Genomic DNA, 12,977 nt, shown 5'->3' with positions numbered 1-12,977 from the left:
ATGGCGATCACTGCTCGTTCCCCTGAAGTCCTGCGCTACACGGCGTTCTCCGGCGACCCGGACGGCGGCAACCCCGCCGGGGTCGTCCTCGACGCCGCGGGGCTCGGGGACGGGGACATGCTGGCGATCGCAGCCGGGCTCGGGTACAGCGAGACCGCGTTCCTGACCCCGCCGCCCGAGGCGCTCGGCGGACCGGAGACGGCGCGGCAGGGGAGGGCGTTCGGTATCCGCTACTTCAGCCCGAAGGCGGAGGTACCGTTCTGCGGGCACGCCACCGTCGCCACGGCGATCGCGCTGGGAGAGCGGTACGGGCCCGGTGACCTGCTGTTCGCGACGCCCGTCGGGACCGTTCCCGTCACGGTGACCGCTCAGGCGTGCGGTGCTCTGGAGGCCACCCTGACCAGTGTGGAGCCGCACGTCGAAGCTGTCCCGGGGGCCGATGTCGAGGAGGCGCTCGCCGCCCTCGGCTGGACGGCGGCCGAACTGGATCCGGCCCTCGCACCGCGCATCGCCTTCGCGGGCGCCCGTCACCTGGTACTGGCCGCCGCCACCCGCGAGCGGCTGGCCGACCTGTCCTACGACTTCGACCGTCTGGAAGCGCTGATGCGCCGCCTGGACCTGACGACGGTGCAATTGGCCTGGCGCGCCTCGGAGACCGTGTTCCACGTCCGGGACCCCTTCCCGGTGGGGGGAGTGGTCGAGGACCCGGCGACCGGAGCGGCGGCCGCCGCGTTCGGCGCGTACGCGCGTGAGCTCGGTCTCGTCCCCCGCACGGCGGTCCTCACCCTCCACCAGGGCGAGGACATGGGGCGCCCGGGCGTACTGACGGTGGAACTCCGGGCCGGCGAGACCCGCGTGCGGGTGAGCGGGAGGGGAACCCGGATCCCCGCGTAGGGCTTGCGTCTGGACCGTGCCGGGCTCACATGCCCCGGCACCGCGCCTCGCCGCGTTTGCCGTCGGTCGCCGGCGAGCCCCGTAGCCCTCCCGGCACGGAGGCACCCCCACCGCGTCGACTCCCTCCTCCGCCGTGCGATCGCACGCACCGGACACCGCAGCCCCCGTTCTCCGGGCGGACGCCGATACTTTCCGGACACTCCCTAGGGGGCCTGGGGATGCCCCGGGCGCCGGACCCCGCTCACCCATCCGGCCCGATCCAGACGTGAGACCCCGGGTCGTGTCCGGAACGCATCGGTGTCGTCCGGGGGACACCGCGGGCGGCCCGCCCGGGCTCAGCAGGGCGTGTCGCCCGCGCACCTCCACCGCACCTGCTCCGGATACACGTTCGCCCGGGGAGAGAGCTGGTGGGTCGTCCACCTCTCCGTGGCTCCGGGGGCCAGAAGCCCGTCGGCCTGGTACGCGGCTGCGGCCGGGAGGCGGGGGGCCGCACAGTCGGCGGCGTCGGTCACATGGGTGCCGCCGGCCGGAAGAGTGCCGTGATACGTCCCCTCACCCGGATGGCACGCGTAGTACTGGCCACTGCGCACATACCTCAGCTTCGCCGTCACCTCGGCGGCGTCGGGACCGGGGTTGGTGATCTTGAGGGCGAACAGCACCTTCTTCTCCGCGACCTTGACGCAGGCCCGCAGCAGGACGCCGACGGCTCCGGGGCGAGCAGGACCGCACCGGCTCTGCTCCCCGAGCGCGTCGACCTGGACGTCGTCGGCCGGTCCTTCGCCCCTTCCTCCGGAGAACGCGCCGGAACCGTGATGGCCACCGCGGATGGCCGGACCGGCCGGACCGGAACCGGCCCCCGCGGCCCCCGGCCGGGCGATGTTCTGCGCGATCTGAGCACCCGCCCCTGCCAGGACCATGGCGGAGATCACGGCGAGCACGCGGCCTGCCGGAGTCCTGAGGGGCTTGGGCCCCCGGCGCGGTGCGGGTGCGCCGGCCGCGGCCCCCGGCACCACGGCGGAAGCGGCCCGGGTGCCCGGTGGGCCGACCGGGCTGCCGGGCGCGGCCGGAGCGGCGGCCGGTTCTCCGCCGGGCGATCCGTCGGTGGTCATGGGTACGGCAGGCGGCGGTGCCGATGCCGTGACGGCTTCCGATCCGTCCGGGGACCGCGGGAGCGAGGGCGACGGCGCGGGGCGCAGCTGGGACTGCAGGGTCCGCCAGCGTGACGTCCACTCCTGGGTCGCTGCCTCCACCCGCTCACCGCCGGCCTTCGCGTGCACGAGGCAGGAACGCACATACGCCCGCACGACCTCCAGCGAGGGTGGCGCCTGACCGTTCGCCGCGGCGGACAGCGCCGAGGACGAGTACCCCGCGGCTCGCTCCATCTCCTTGTAGGTGGGACTGCCGCAGTCCTCGCGCAGTCGCCGCAACCGCCAGGCGAAGGCCTCGACCGGCCCGTCCTCCGGGTTGATCGGCCGTTCCTTGCGCCCCTGCCTGCTCGCCATTGAACGACTCCGTTTCTCAGCAAGCTTGATGACCAGTCGATGACCAGCACGTCAGGACGGTGCAGGTCATCAAACGCCGGGTCAAGCTTCGGGCAACGAGCCGTCCGGACGCCAATCAGGGCGACGGAGGCCGGTCACCGAAGGACGGACGAAAATATGATCAACCTTCGTAGGCGACTGACACAGGCCATGGTCGCGACAGCGGGGGCGGTGACGCTCCTGGGCGGAGGCGTGGTGACCGCCCCCGCCCACGCCGCACCGAACGACCTGGGGCGGGTCTGCATGTTCAACGCCCCCGCCGAGGTGCCCAAGGCCGGCCACGTCGCCTGGGCCTTCCGGGTCCGCGGAGAGAAGGACCACTGGATCTGGGGGTCCTTCAACAGGGACGAGGCGTGGACCCGCGGCGGCACGTGGAAGGACGTGCGTGCCTCCTTCAAGCCCGTCTGGGACAAGAAGGACAAGCGCTGGGAGGGCTACACGCGCTACCGGTGCACCAACACCAAGGACGGCAACGCGCGCAACGCCCAGTCCGCCTTCAAGGCCGTCCGCGACAAGGGCTACAGCATCACCAGGAACAACTGCCTGCATATGTCGATGGCGGTCTTCAAGGGGTACAGCGGCGTCCTGCGTCGTGACGCGCGGCTGCCCTCGGCGACGGCCGTGCGTCCCAACGACTACTTCTCCAGGACGCTGAGCAACGCCAAGTGGGAGCGGATCCACCGCATGCCCTGACGCGGTCGGACGGCGCGGCGCCCCCGGTCCGCCGGGGGCGCCGCCGCGCGTCCGGGTCGTGTGCCGTGGAGGACGATGCCGTCGAGAGGCCGCGCCACCGGGAGGCGGGCGGCACCACGTCGACGAGGGGAGCGTGGCCGGGGGAGCGGGTCAGCCGGAGTCGAGCCCGTCGACCAGGCGGTCCAGGAACCGGGTGAACGTCGCGGCGGGCGTGAGCGGGCGGGCCGGGGCGGCAAGGGCCTCGGCGAGCTCGGGGTGGTGGCCGTCCGAAGCGACGGCGGCGAGGTAACGGGCCTCGGCCGCCGCCCTGCCCGGTGTGTCCGCGGCCGTGTTCTGCGTGATCTCGTACGCGACATGGCCGGCGACGAAGCTGGTGAGCAGGCTGAAGACCTCCAGCTTCGCGGCCCCGTCCAGTTGGGTGGGCCGCAGGGCCGCAAGGGCGTGCTCCAGGAACTCCAGTGTGTGCGGCCCCGGTGTCCGACGGGTCGCCAGCGCGGCGGGGAGCCATGGGTGGCGGAGCATGAGGGCGCGCTGGAGACGGCCGATGGCCTTGAGGTCGGCACGCCAGTCGCCGGTGAGCGGGTCGGTCGTGGGAAGTTCCGCGCTGACGTGATCGACCATCAACTCCAGGAGGGTGTCCTTGTCGGGCGCGTAGCTGTAGAGCGTCATGACGCCGGCGCCGACCTGGGCGGCGACCCGCCGCATGGTGACCGCCTCCAGCCCCTCCGTGTCCGCCAGGGCCACGGCAGCGGCTGTGATCTCCGATCGGCTGAAGGCTGGTCTGCGCCCCCTGCCGCGCCGGCCGGATCCCAGCCAGAGCTGTGCGGGGTCGACGCCGGTGGCGTCGGCCCCCTGGTCACGGGTCACGTATCCGCCCTCCCTTTCTCCTTCGGTGCCGGTTGCCCGGGACACATCCAAGCACCCGTTATTCTCGTACGGCGTACGAAAATAACGGAGGAGAACCATGACACGCAGCCCGCGCGACCTCGCGTCGAGGCCCGACAGGACACAGCCGTCACGCAGGCCGCCTCTCTCGTCCCGGCTGCTGAGGGCGACATGGCGCGGCCTGCCGGCCAGGCGACACGACGTGGGCTGGGAACCGGGGCTCGTGGTGCCGTCCGCGGACGGCAGCCCCTTGATCACGGACCACTACTTCCCCCGCGCGCGGGGTGACTTCCCCACCCTTCTCGTACGTACGCCCTACGGCAGGGGGCTGCCCTGGTCACCCATGTACGGCGTGCTCTTCGCCGAACAGGGCTTCCACGTGGTCGTGCAGAGCTGCCGCGGCACCGGCGGCTCGGGCGGCCGGTTCGACCTGTGGCGCAACGAGGCCGCCGACGGCCTGGCCGCGGTGGCCTGGCTGCGGACGCGGCCCTGGTTCAACGGAACGCTGGGCACGATCGGCTCCAGCTACCTGGGCTACGTCCAGTGGGCGCTCGCCCTGGACCCTCCACCCGAACTGCGGGCCATGGTCGTACAGGTCGGCCTGCACGACCCCCACGCCCTCTTCCACACCGACGGCGCGCTCCTCCTGGAGAACGCCCTCGCCGTCGGCGTGGGCATGACCTATCAGCACCAGGGACTGGCACCCTTCGTGAAGGCGACCCTGCGCCTGCGACGGCGGCTGCGGGCGCTCACCATGGCCCGGCCGCTGCGCGGGGCGGTCCTGTCCGCCTTCGGGGAAGTGCCCTGGCTGGACGGAGTCATCACCCATCCGGACGCCGACGACCCGTACTGGCAGGGCGCCTCCATGGCGCGAGCGGCGGAGCGGCCGGGTGTTCCCACCGCCCTGATCACCGGCCGGTACGACGTGCTGGCCGACCAGACCTACGAGCAGTACGCACGGCTGCGAGGCGTGGGATCCGACACCACCCTGCTCGTCGGTCCCTGGAGTCACACCTCTGCGCTGCAGCAGGGCTGGCCCGAGGTGTTCGCCGAGAGTCTCGCCTGGCTGCGCGCACACCTGTGCGACGACCCCACCGGCCTGCGCCCCACCCGGGTGCGCGTCCACGTCGGCGGCGAGGACGCGTGGCGGGACCTCAAGGACTGGCCGCCCACGGCCGGAGAGGCGTCCTGGTTCCCCGACACCGACGGAACCCTCACCCAGGACGCGCCCGGCCGGTCCGGACCGCTGGCGTCCTTCCGCTACGACCCGGACGACCCCACTCCCTCCGTGGGCGGGCCCCTGCTCTCCCCGGGGGCGGGCGCACGCGACAACACCGCCCTGGAAGCGCGGAAGGACGTCCTGACCTTCACCGGCCCGCCGCTGGCCGAGCCCCTGGACGTCATCGGCCCCGTCCGCGCGCGGCTGCGGGTCTCCACGGACGGCGGCCACACCGACGTCTTCGCCCGCCTGTGCGACGTGGACCCACACGGCCGTTCGGTCAACGTCTGCGACGGACTGGCCCGGCCACGCACCACCGGGCAGGGCCCCTCGGAGGTCACCGTGTCGATGAGCTCCACCGCCCACCGCTTCGCCGCCGGGCACCGTCTGCGCCTCCAGATCAGCGCGGGCGCCCATCCGCGCTTCGCCCGTAACTCCGGCACCGCCGAGCCGTCGGTCGAGGCCACCACCCTCGTGCCGGTGCGGGTCACGCTTCACGCCGGCTCGGCGCTGTCCGTTCCGCCGGAGCCGGGGGCGCACGGCCCCACGACATCGGACAGCCCGGCGGCGATCCGGTGGAGCGGGACCCCGGAGTGACACGCGGCCGGTGCGGCCGGCACGCGGAACAGAGATCGGCAACCTTTCCGGCGGCGGCGGCAACTCACCCATGGCCGTCCCGCCGGGTGCGGGCGGCACACCCCCACATACGGAACGGAAGCCGAACATGCATGAGAAGCGCAGCAAGCCACGTCACCGCAGGCGCAGGAGGGCACTGGCCGTCGGCGCTCCGCTGGCACTGACCGCCGCCGTCGGCCTGTCCTACGGCACCGACTTCGGGCTGCTCGGGGAGGACGCCGGATCCCGGGCCGCCGCGGCGGCCGCGCCGTCCTGGGCCGATGACGTCGCCGACGGCTTCGCGTCGGTCGACGCACTGGGCCAGAACGGGACGTACGGCGGACGGGGCGGCAAGACCGTTACCGTGCGGACACCGGCCGATCTGGAGAAGTACGCGACGGCCTCCGAGCCCTACGTCATCGTGGTGGCCGGGGTGATCACCATGAATCCCAAGGGCAAGGAGATCAGGGTCGCCTCGGACAAGACGATCGTCGGGTCGGGCACCTCCGGCCATATCGTGGGGGGCGGCTTCTTCCTCGGTCAGGGCGTCCACAACGTCATCATCCGGAACCTCACCATCCGGGACTCGTACGAGGGCGTCTGGATGGACAAGGAACACGACTGGGACGCCATCCAGATGGACGGCGCGCACCACGTGTGGATCGACCACAACGACCTGCGCCACATGGCCGACGGCCTGATCGACAGCCGCAAGGACACCACTTTTCTGACGGTCTCCTGGAACAAGCTCAGCCAGAACAACAAGTCCTTCGGCATCGGCTGGACGGAGAACGTCACCGCCGACATCACGATCCACCACAACTGGATCCGCGAGTCGGAGCAGCGCAACCCGTCCACCGACAACGTGGCCCACGCGCACCTCTACAACAACTACCTCCAGGACCTGCCCGGTACGGCCATCACCACGGCGTACGGCAACTACGCCCGCGGCAAGACCAGAATGGTCCTGGAGAACAGCTACTTCGAGGGCCTGAAGAACCCCGTCACCAAGGACGCCACCGCGGCCCTCGTCCAGCGCGGGAACGTCTTCTCGGGCACCAGCGGACGCAACGAGAGCGGCGGTACGGCGTTCGATCCGAAGGCGTACTACGACTACACCCTCGACAAGGCGGCCGACGTCCCGGCGCTGCTCACCTCGGGCGCCGGGCCGCGGGCCTCGCTGGGCACAACGGCGTCCACCGCTGCCGCCGGCACGACCCTCACGGTCGCGAAGGACGGCAGCGGCCAGTACACGAGCGTGCAGAAGGCCGTCGACGCCGTCCCGGCCGGAAACACCTCCAGAATCGTGATCCAGGTCAAGCCCGGTACCTACCGCGAGACGGTCAAGGTCCCCTCGAACAAGCCCTTCGTCACCCTCCGGGGCACCGGCGCCGGCCGCAAGGACACCGTCATCGTGTACGGCAACGCCGCCGGAACGCCCAAGCCCGACGGATCGGGGACCTACGGCACCGGTGGAAGTGCCACCGTCGCCGTGGAGGCCGACGAGTTCCAGGCCCGCAACCTCACCATCTCCAACGACTTCGACGAGGCGAGGAACCAGAGCCTGAGCGGGCACCAGGCGGTCGCGTTGCGTACCGCCGCCGACCGGGTCCTCCTCGACGGCGTCATCGTCAGCGGAGACCAGGACACCCTGCTCCTGGACAGCGCGGGCAAGGACAGACTGGGCCGGGTCTACGTCACCAACTCGTATGTGATCGGCAACGTCGACTTCATCTTCGGTCGCGCCACCGCCGTGATCGACAGGTCCGTCATCACCCTGAAGAAGCGCTGGGACGGTACTTCGGCGGGCTATGTCACCGCTCCCAGCACCTCCGCCGATCGCAAGGGGTTCCTCATCACCCGTTCGGCCGTGAACGGTGACGTCTCGGACAGGAGCTTCTTCCTCGGCCGTCCGTGGCACGCCGGAGGCGACGCCACTCTCGACCCCCAGACCACCGTCCGCGACTCCACGCTCAGTGGTGCGATCAAGTCCGCCCCCTGGACGGACATGGGCGGCTTCTCCTGGAAGGGGGATCGTTTCGCCGAATACCGGAACACCGGACCCGGCGCCGGTTCCGCCGGTGGCGACCGGCCGCATCTGACGGACTCCCAGGCAGCCGGACAGGAGATCGCGGACTGGCTCGGCGACTGGACCCCGGCCTCCTGATCGCCCTCCTCCGAGCAAGGCGCCACAGGGGGCTCCGAGCGCGCGGCGACGACGACGCGGCCGGCCCGGGCGTGCCGGTCCACCCCCCGTCGTCCGACGCTCCGGCCGTACCGGTCGATCGCACGGTCGGGGCCATCGACGCCTGAGCGGCGAACGACCTGACAGATGACCGGGGGAGTAAAGGGAGGGCGGGAGCGGCAGGGGGGAGGAACCGGCGATCCCGCCGGATCGGCCGGGTGGACGGCCCGGACCACAGTCTGCTCGGCACGCCCCTTCAGGCGTGCCGAGCGGCGACTCAGGTCAGCAGGTCGGAGGCCGAGTCCTTGGCGGGACCGAGGACGTTCTCCAGCGCGGCGCCCCGGTGGACGAGGACGCTCCTGGCCGAAGCCGGTACATGGGCGATTCTGCGCTCGTCGGTCTCGTAGACCACCTTGCCCTGACAGTCCTTGTCGTCGTACAGCTTGGCCTCGTACCCCTTGGGCACCTCGATGGTCCTGGTCTTGTGCGTGAAGTTCACGCACACCTGCTGTTCGTTCGTGTCGACGGCGAGGGTCTCGCCGGGGCCGGCGGCATACGCGCTCTGCGCCCCCAGGACCGGTGCGAGGACCATGACGGCCAGCAGCATCACTCTGTTGCTCATGCCCGGCACAACGACCGGACCGCGCCCGCGTCACCGCGATGCTCCCGTCGACGCGGGCAGGACACTCCGGCCGGCCACCGGCGGGTGCTCCGGCGGCCGTCGGCCACTGAGGGGGCTGGGCGGTGCCGTTGCCCGCGCCACTGACAGGGCCTTGACGTTGCCGGATCCCATCGGTCGGCCCATGGGCGAGCGTGTGCTTGTCCGCACCCGCCCTCACCGATGACGGCACGGCTGCCCGACGTGCGGGCCCGCGCCGGTCCCGGCGGCGGAGGTGCGGGCCGCCGTACGAACGGGCTTGTCGTCCGCGGTTCTGGCTGTGTCTCGCGCGCGCATGTGCGGGCCGGTCCGCACGGGCTGCCCGGGTCCTGGTCAACCCCTGTCTCTCGCGGGCGCATGCGTGGGCCATTCCGGGGGCATGGACTCGACCACTCCTGGATACGCCCGCGCGCGTCATACGGCCAGGTACGCGAGGGCCGGGCAGTCAGGGGCGCCCGGCCGGACCGCACCGAGGGTACGGAGCGTCTGCGCGGCCCGGCCTGCCGCGACGGGGCCTGTGGCGGCGGGTCTCACCGCGGACACCGTCAGCTGCCGGTCCAGCCGAACTCGCTGTGCAGGACATCGGTTTCCTCTCTGCCGAGCCAGTCCAGCACGTACCGTCGGTCCCCGAGCCGGAAGACCCCCATGGACCAGTCGGCGAGCTCCTCGTCGAGTTCCTCGGCCGAGATGAGACCGTCGTCCGGACCGGCGGTCCCCTGGCCCGGCCCGACAGGCGACAACGCCCACTCGGGGAGCTCCTGGGCGTCCACCCACCGCCTTCGCCAGAACGGTCCGGTCCGCCACCACACCGTCGTGACCCGGATCAGCAGCAGGCCGACCAGTTGTTCCCCATCCAGCACACGCGCGGCGGCGTGCCGGTAGGGATCAAGGCGCGCATCTGTCGGCGGCTTCGGCCGCTCACGTCGGAACACCCCCACATTGTCCAGGCCGCCGTGGCGCGAACGGGCCACCACCGCCTCCCTTGACCCGATCGGTACGGCCGAACCCGAGCGGAGAGGAGGGACGCAGGGCGGAAAGCCGTATGCGAACCGATGGAAGCGCACATCGGGGGTACACGCGGAACATGGCGTCGTGAGTGTGTCGCCCCGGTGGAAGAGGCAGCGACGTCAAGAGGACAGCGGAACTCTACGACTGTGGGGAATCACAATGACCCGGATGACAATGGCCGCCCTGGACGCCTCCGCCGCCCCCGCGTGGCTGCACCTCGCGATCATGGTGGCAGCCGTGCTCGTACTTGTCTACAGCCTGACCAGGCGCAGCAGCTGACTTCTTCGGGTGCTTCGGCACCAGCCCGGTCCGCGGGGGACCTGACGACGGCTGTGAGGAGCGGCGGACCCCCGACGGCCCGCCCGGCCCGTCCGAGTACCCTCTGTCCGGCGGCCGCACAGCGGCCGACCACGGGGGGAGAGACCGATGTTCGACTGGATCGAGTTGTGGCTGCGCAAGACCGGCGGGCTGTGGGTGATGGGCGCGGGCATGGTGGTGTACGCGTTCGCCCGCGACTGGTGGATGCCGTTGCGTGCTGTCGTTCTGGTGACCGGCGTGATGGTGCTGGTGGGCGGTGCGATGGAGACGGGCAAACTGATCCGGAGACGGCGCTCCGCCACGGCCGAGCTGGACCGCCTGGAGTCCGAGCAGCACAACAGCGTGTCCTGATTTCCCCACGTCCCGTCCGTACCGTGAGCTACGGGTCAGGGTGACCCGGCCACCACCGCGTGTGGACGGTCCGCACCACGGGCGGTTCGAGTACGCGGTGCGGGACCGGAAGTGCCTGGACGGCTGCCGCGACGCCCTGCGGGCGGGCGAACGGCAACGGTGCCGATCTGAAGGCGACCCATCCCGTCGGGGGCTGTGAGCGACCCGGTGCGAACCTCGCGCGGCCGACCCGGTGCGAGCACGCCGTGTGCGTCTCCCGGCTGCTCCGTTCGCACCATCCGCGATGGCGCGCGCGCTCACCGCGGGTGAGGGTGAGGAGAGTGCCGGCCGTCTTCGCCGGTGCTTCGACGACCCGCGCGAGGGAGCCCGATCATGTCCGAACGCAACACAATGCTGCGCAGTTTGCACGATGTGGGGCTGGCCGCCTGGTTCGGCGGCTCCCTGATGGGCGCGGTCGGGCTCAACGGCGCGGCCCGCGAGGAGGGCGGCACCTGGGCCGCGACCGCGAGGATCGCCAGCTCCGGCTGGGCGAAGTGGACGCCTGTCAACGCGGCGGCGATCGCCGCCCACCTCTTCGGTTCAGGCGGCCTGCTCGTCGCCAACGCGCCCCGGGTGGCCGCCCAGCAGGGCGTCGCCGCCTCGACGCTCGCCAAGACCGTCCTGACCGGCGCCGCCCTCGCGGCCACCGCCTACACCCGGATGCTGGGAAAGAAGATCGAACTCGCCTCGTCGTCGAACCCCGAGGACGCCGAGAAGGCGGCCAAGCACCCGATCGACACCGAAAAGGCCCAGAAACACTTGGCTTGCATGCAGTGGACCATCCCGGCGCTGACCGGCGGCCTGTTGATCCTCAACGCCCTGCACGGGGAGCAGCAGCGTCCCGCGGAGCAGGTCCACGGGATGTGGCAGCGTGCCCGCTCCATGACTCCCGCGATGGTGCCGTCCATGCCGCACTGGCACGGGTCGCACTGACCGGGCGCCAGGCAGGCCATGCACCGGGCCTTGTCGGACCGGGCGAGGAGCCCCACGAGCCGCTTCGCCCGCCGGCCTCCGCCCGCCGCCTCCGGCGCACCGGCCCGCCGCGGGCCGAGTCGGCGTCCGCCGTGCGGACACGGCGGGACGTGACCGGCAACGGCCTCCTTGGCGCCGGTGACGGGCTCGTAGGGGACCCGACGGTTCTCCCGGATACGGGCGCCCGGGGCCCCGCGGGTCCTGTCGGCGACTTCGGCACACGGCCCGAAGCCGATGGACGGGCCCGAGGCCGGCCTTGGTCTGACCGACGTCGCGTCCAGGACCGGCGTCCGAACGGATGACGGCATGTGCCGCCCCGGGATGCGCGCACCCCGGGGTGCTGTTTCGCTGGAGTTGCCCGCCCGGTCCGGGGCCGGCCGATGTCTGATGGAGTGGATCATGAGCGGCGCAGATGAGTTCGATGAACGCATCCGGCACATGCGTGCCAAAGCCCAGGAGATGGAGCAGGAGGCGGAACGGGCCACGAACCCGCAGGAGCGTCAGCGGCTGAAGGACAAGGCCCGCCGGCTCAAGCAGCAGAGCGACCGCGAGAGCAGTGAGGGCATCGACCCCATGTAGTGGCGGCCTCCTGACCGGTCTCGTCGTGCAGACCGAGGTCGCTCCAGGCACACCACTGCCTCGCGGTCGGCGAACAGCAGGACGGAGAACCACCCTGAGCGGCCCGGGGGAGCGCCGCCGCATGGGGGGCGCCCGCACAGTGACGTACGGCTCGGCCCTCAGGGCGTACCGGTGCGATGATCGCGGCGGCGCCAGGCCGGGTTGGCGGCCGGCCGGGGTCCGGGCTGGGAGCCGCCCGCCCGGAGGTCGTCGCGGGCCCGCAGGCCCGACGGGAAGCCCTCTTCCGCACCCGACCGACGGGGCCGGTTCATCCCGCGCCGCCGAATGCCCAGTGCTCGATGTCACGGTAGTGGATCGGACCGGGGCCGCGGCCGAAGTTGCTGCCGACCAGGTGCAGACGCTCGGCCTGCCAGGTGCGGCCGGTGAACGCGGACAGTCCCGCGGCTGCCCGTACCGCGCTGGAAGCGTCGTCGCGGCGGCAACGGGCGAGCGTCAGATGGGGGGTCAGCGGCCGGTCCATGAAGGTGACACCGTGTTCCCTGACCAGCGCCCGCACCTCCCCCGCGAGCAGCCGCAGTCCTTCGAGGTCCCCGTCGACACCGCTCCACAGCACCCGCTCGTCGAAGTGCCCGCCGCCGCGCAAGGCCAGGCGCAGAGGGCGGTGTCCCGCCGCGAGTCGGGCGAGCGGCGTCCGCAGGAGGGAAACCGCTGACCTCGGCAGCTCCCCGAGGAACGCCAGTGTGATGTGCCAGTCCTCGATACGGTTCCACCGCATGCGCGGGTAGGCGTCGTAGGCGGGCCGCAGTGCCTGCGCCAGTTCCTCCTTGGCGTCGTCGGGCGGAGCGAGGGCTATGAAGACGCGTACGGTCGCGGCCTGGATCTGTTCGTTCACGAAAGACTTCGTACACCATCGGCGCCGGCCGGCGGTACGTGGTGGCTTCTCGTTCCACGAGACGCCCGGTGTCTCGCGGGCCGTCCGCTGGACCGCCAGGGCGCCGCCCTCAGCCGTGCCGACGAGCA

Annotated in this window: 12 protein-coding genes; 7 read left to right on the top strand and 5 right to left on the bottom strand. The window is 71.8% G+C overall.

From position 1 onward, the window contains the following. Entirely contained in the window at positions 1 to 894 is an 894-nt protein-coding gene (locus PUR26_RS11895) for a PhzF family phenazine biosynthesis protein (RefSeq protein ID WP_329871879.1), read from the top strand. A 335-nt stretch (positions 895 to 1,229) separates the two neighbouring features. On the opposite strand, the gene PUR26_RS11890 is transcribed toward PUR26_RS11895, so the two are convergent. Beyond that, positions 1,230 to 2,396 carry a helix-turn-helix domain-containing protein gene (locus tag PUR26_RS11890; RefSeq protein ID WP_329871877.1) on the bottom strand — a complete coding sequence of 389 codons (1,167 nt, stop codon included), beginning with the start codon at positions 2,394 to 2,396 and terminating at the stop codon, positions 1,230 to 1,232. A 156-nt stretch (positions 2,397 to 2,552) separates the two neighbouring features. On the opposite strand from PUR26_RS11890, the gene PUR26_RS11885 reads away from it, so the two are divergent. Continuing rightward, positions 2,553 to 3,128: a hypothetical protein gene (locus tag PUR26_RS11885; protein ID WP_329871875.1), complete on the top strand. Its 576-nt coding sequence runs from the start codon at positions 2,553 to 2,555 to the stop codon at positions 3,126 to 3,128. A 150-nt stretch (positions 3,129 to 3,278) separates the two neighbouring features. Here the strand turns inward: PUR26_RS11885 and PUR26_RS11880 are convergent, their stop codons facing one another. Further along, positions 3,279 to 3,995, bottom strand: a complete 717-nt coding sequence (locus tag PUR26_RS11880) for a TetR/AcrR family transcriptional regulator (RefSeq protein ID WP_329871874.1) — start codon at positions 3,993 to 3,995, stop codon at positions 3,279 to 3,281. Between the two features lie 97 nt (positions 3,996 to 4,092). Here PUR26_RS11880 and PUR26_RS11875 point away from each other — a divergent pair, with 97 nt between their 5' ends. Together PUR26_RS11875 and PUR26_RS11870 are read left to right on the top strand one after the other, a co-directional pair. Then, positions 4,093 to 5,829 (top strand): CocE/NonD family hydrolase, encoded by a 1,737-nt coding sequence (locus PUR26_RS11875; RefSeq protein ID WP_329871872.1) that lies wholly within the window; start codon positions 4,093 to 4,095, stop codon positions 5,827 to 5,829. A gap of 127 nt (positions 5,830 to 5,956) precedes the next feature. Then, positions 5,957 to 8,014, top strand: a complete 2,058-nt coding sequence (locus PUR26_RS11870; protein WP_329871870.1) for a pectinesterase family protein — start codon at positions 5,957 to 5,959, stop codon at positions 8,012 to 8,014. 295 nt (positions 8,015 to 8,309) lie between these two features. Here the strand turns inward: PUR26_RS11870 and PUR26_RS11865 are convergent, their stop codons facing one another. After that, positions 8,310 to 8,654 (bottom strand): hypothetical protein, encoded by a 345-nt coding sequence (locus PUR26_RS11865; protein WP_329871868.1) that lies wholly within the window; start codon positions 8,652 to 8,654, stop codon positions 8,310 to 8,312. Between the two features lie 581 nt (positions 8,655 to 9,235). Then, complete coding sequence (locus tag PUR26_RS11860) at positions 9,236 to 9,550, bottom strand: hypothetical protein (RefSeq protein ID WP_329871866.1); 315 nt, start codon at positions 9,548 to 9,550, stop codon at positions 9,236 to 9,238. A gap of 574 nt (positions 9,551 to 10,124) precedes the next feature. On the opposite strand from PUR26_RS11860, the gene PUR26_RS11855 reads away from it, so the two are divergent. The 3 genes from PUR26_RS11855 (at position 10,125) to PUR26_RS11845 (ending at position 11,957) form a co-directional block, all read left to right on the top strand. Beyond that, on the top strand, positions 10,125 to 10,367 hold the full coding sequence (locus PUR26_RS11855; protein ID WP_329871865.1) for a hypothetical protein: 243 nt from the start codon (positions 10,125 to 10,127) through the stop codon (positions 10,365 to 10,367). A gap of 372 nt (positions 10,368 to 10,739) precedes the next feature. After that, a complete protein-coding gene (locus tag PUR26_RS11850) occupies positions 10,740 to 11,339 on the top strand; it encodes a hypothetical protein (RefSeq protein WP_329871863.1) in 600 nt (199 codons plus the stop codon). A 438-nt stretch (positions 11,340 to 11,777) separates the two neighbouring features. Next, positions 11,778 to 11,957, top strand: a complete 180-nt coding sequence (locus tag PUR26_RS11845) for a DUF6381 family protein (RefSeq protein ID WP_329871861.1) — start codon at positions 11,778 to 11,780, stop codon at positions 11,955 to 11,957. Between the two features lie 307 nt (positions 11,958 to 12,264). On the opposite strand, the gene thpR is transcribed toward PUR26_RS11845, so the two are convergent. Next, complete coding sequence (gene thpR / locus PUR26_RS11840; protein ID WP_329871859.1) at positions 12,265 to 12,849, bottom strand: RNA 2',3'-cyclic phosphodiesterase; 585 nt, start codon at positions 12,847 to 12,849, stop codon at positions 12,265 to 12,267. Between the last annotated feature and the right edge of the window lie 128 nt (positions 12,850 to 12,977).

The organism is Streptomyces sp. SP18CS02 (assembly GCF_036322365.1).
In the GTDB taxonomy this organism is placed as follows: domain Bacteria; phylum Actinomycetota; class Actinomycetes; order Streptomycetales; family Streptomycetaceae; genus Streptomyces.
The sequence above is the reverse complement of the archived record's forward strand: the minus strand, read 5'-3'. Positions and strand labels throughout refer to the sequence as shown.